Origin of the sequence: Pigmentiphaga sp., from assembly GCF_019689535.1 — a bacterium.
Lineage (GTDB): Bacteria > Pseudomonadota > Gammaproteobacteria > Burkholderiales > Burkholderiaceae_B > Pigmentiphaga.
This window is the reverse complement of record NZ_JADGHH010000302.1, coordinates 1-2959: the sequence shown is the minus strand read 5'-3', so window position 1 is coordinate 2959 and position 2959 is coordinate 1. Positions and strand designations below refer to the sequence as shown.

The window sequence follows — 2959 nt, the reverse complement described above, 5'->3', positions numbered from 1 at the left end:
CCCAACCCCACCCGCGCCGGGAGGTGGCTTCAGGGGCTGCGGGCGTTCTGGAATTCATGTCGTACGGCTGGCGGGCAGCCAAGGAAAAAACTGCTGACATGTAAGCTCCGGGTTAAGAAAACGATGCCGGCCGCATCAGGGCTTGCGCGCAGGCGCCGGCGTATAGCTGACGGAATCGGCGATTTGTTGAATGGTACCCAGGGGGGCCTCGCCGAGTACAGTAATCCAGTAGTCGCCCAATCTGCGCCCGACGACGTGGATGGCGCCGCGCGCGCCCGGGCCGGCCTGGCGCGGGTGCCCTTCACTGTACGGCTCGATGAAAACGGATACCGCCGCCAGGCCGTCCGACAGCATGACCTGCTTGACGTCGGGCTTGCCGCCCATTGAACGCTGGACCTCCAGCATTTTGAGAAAACCGGCTGGCTCTCCCACCTTCCAGCCCAGCTCTGACAATTTGACCGGGTTCAGGTGCGTGCGCACCACCCGCCAACCGTCCGTCTTCCAACGCGGCTTGAGCTGCTTGCGATCGACCTCCGCGCCAATCTGCAACGCGAGGAAAGCGACCTGCTCGACGACCTCGTCTTCGGGGGACAGCGTCTGGGCGCGCAGCAGCAGCCCCGAATCGACGTCCGTGCACAGGCGATACCCGTAGCGGTCGTTGTCCCGGGGGCGCAGCGTAATAACCTGGCAATCGCGGTCGGCCACCCGCTGGGGCTCTGGGTCGACGCTCACTTGGTAATGGGCGGTCAACTGCCGCGCACTGCCTATCATCAGGCCGGGAAAGCGATCACGGGCGGTGCGGGTTTCGATCAGGACGGCCCGCTTTTCAGGCAACAGGCATTGGATTTCGTCGTCTTGGCGGAGGAATTCCAGCGGCTGGCCATCAAGCAGCTCCAGCCGCTCGCGCTCGTTCTTGCCATCGAAGACATGCGTGATGCGCGACGACTGCATGGAGGAGCCCTGCTGGTACGCGAACACCCCCGCATAGTCGAGCTCGCGCGCCGACGTTTGGATGCGTTGCAACAACTCGATATCGTCGACCAGCACCGCAGGGGGCGCGACCTGCGCTTGCGCCGCAACGGGGAGCAAGCACATCGCGGCGAACATCAGGAAACGAATGGGCGTCCCAACGACCGAACGACTGACCTCCGACACGCGACCTTCCTTCAACGTTGTCCTACGGTAGAATCGACCGTGGTGGCAGAAACCTGGCGAATGGCGCCGCGACCGGCGATTTGCCTATGGGCGTCGAGATACTCGCCCAGCACGACGTCCACCTGGGGATCGACGCTGCGCGGACGCGCTTGCGCCGCTACCGGAACCACCGCAGGCGCAGCCACCGGCTGCGTGCTGGCGGAAAATTCGACCGGAACGCCCTGCCCGCCGAAATAGGGCTGGGCGATCCAGGTGACCGAGGCGACGGCCGCAGCCGCCGCCAGCCCCGGAAAGCCATAGCGGACCATGAACCGGCGGGAGGTCCGCTTGGGCGCGGCAACGATGGCGGGCTCCCGCTCGAGTGCTTCGGCCAAACGGCGATGGAATTGCGCCGAAACGGGCAACGCGAGGTCCGGGGTGCGCACCACGTCGCCGATGAGATGGTAGAGGTCCCAATCGGACTGGCCTTTCGCACTCGCCAAATGCTCCGACAGGCGGGCGGAGCCGGCCGCGAAGGCGGCAGAGTCGGAAACGTCGAGCTCACCGTCCATGTATGCAGACAGCCACTCTTCCACTTGGGCCTGCTGCAGTCCGTCCTGGACACCCGGCGCGGCCGTCGCCGAGACTGAGCCGACGGACTCACTCCGATGAGATGTCACCTGCATTTCCATAACCTCCGGGGCTGCCGATAGCCCGGTAACTTGCCATTTTGCCTAAACTTCCTGCCGACCAGCACCTCTTGGGGCTACCACCGCTTGTCTTCCTGGGTGCCCAACAGGGGCCTGAGCCGGGCCGCTATCGCCTCACGCGCCCGGAATATACGGGAGCGTACGGTACCTATGGGGCATCCCATCGACTGCGCGATGTCCTCATAGCTCATTCCTTCGATTTCACGCAACACGATAGCCGTCCGCAGCTCTTCAGGCAGCGCCTCGATTGCCAAATTGACCGTTTCGGCAATTTCGCGCGTCGCCATCATGGATTCTGGCGTGTTGATATCGCTTAGGTTATCGGTTTCGTCGAAAGTTTCACCGTCTTCGTTCTCGTATTCAGACGGTGAGCTGGGGCGCCGCCCCGAAGCCGACAAATGATTCTTCGCCGTGTTGATGGCGATGCGGTACAGCCAGGTATAGAAAGCGCTGTCGCCGCGAAACTGGGGCAGCGCGCGGTATGCCTTGATGAAGGCTTCCTGGGCGACGTCTTCGACCTCGGCCGGGTCGCGAATGAACCGGGAAAGCAAGCGCAAGATCTTCCGTTGATACTTCAGCATCAACAGTTCGAAAGCTTTCTTGTCGCCCCGCTGCACCCGGGAGACCAGCTCGGCATCGACGTCGCGCTCGCTCGTCATGCTGGGTACCCCAGGCGTGGATCGCGGGCCTGCGGCCTCACCAGCAGCCCGTCTTCCCGCTGCTCGGTCCAGGCGGCGGCAATGCGCACGGCACGCCACTCGCCTGCGGAGAGGCTGTCAGGCCAGATCGTGAGGCGGGCAGTGCGCGGCATGCCGGCGCGCCCCGGTGCGGGGGCCAGGCTTCCTTCCAATGTCAGCCACCCCAAGGGCGAGCGCCAGATCCGCTGCAAACGGAAACGCCGCCAGCCCTCGGCATCGGCCAACATCCAATTCCCGCCAGCATCTACGGCTACCGCGCGGTAACCGGGTGCCAAAGACCGGCGTTGCAGTGCATCAAAGACCAGGAACGCAAGCAGCCCGATGGCGGCCGCCGCCATCGAGGCGAGGCCCCCTCCGGCCAGCGCGAAATACGCGGCCAAGGCCGCGGCCAGCCCCGCAGACCCCGCTATGCAGCGT

At 64.6% G+C, this 2959-nt stretch carries 4 protein-coding genes; all 4 read right to left on the bottom strand.

The window, feature by feature from the left end:
- Window positions 1-135: 135 nt before the first annotated feature.
- Window positions 136-1155: a MucB/RseB C-terminal domain-containing protein gene (locus tag IRZ12_RS16990; protein ID WP_296471097.1), complete on the bottom strand. Its 1020-nt coding sequence runs from the start codon at window positions 1153-1155 to the stop codon at window positions 136-138.
- Between the two features lie 11 nt (window positions 1156-1166).
- Window positions 1167-1745, bottom strand: a complete 579-nt coding sequence (locus IRZ12_RS16985) for a sigma-E factor negative regulatory protein (protein WP_296471100.1) — start codon at window positions 1743-1745, stop codon at window positions 1167-1169.
- Between the two features lie 155 nt (window positions 1746-1900).
- Entirely contained in the window at window positions 1901-2503 is a 603-nt protein-coding gene (gene rpoE / locus IRZ12_RS16980) for an RNA polymerase sigma factor RpoE (RefSeq protein ID WP_296471094.1), read from the bottom strand.
- The coding region (locus IRZ12_RS16975; protein WP_296471091.1) for a hypothetical protein at window positions 2500-2959 on the bottom strand (460 nt) is incomplete at its 5' end. The genes IRZ12_RS16975 and rpoE, both read right to left, overlap by 4 nt.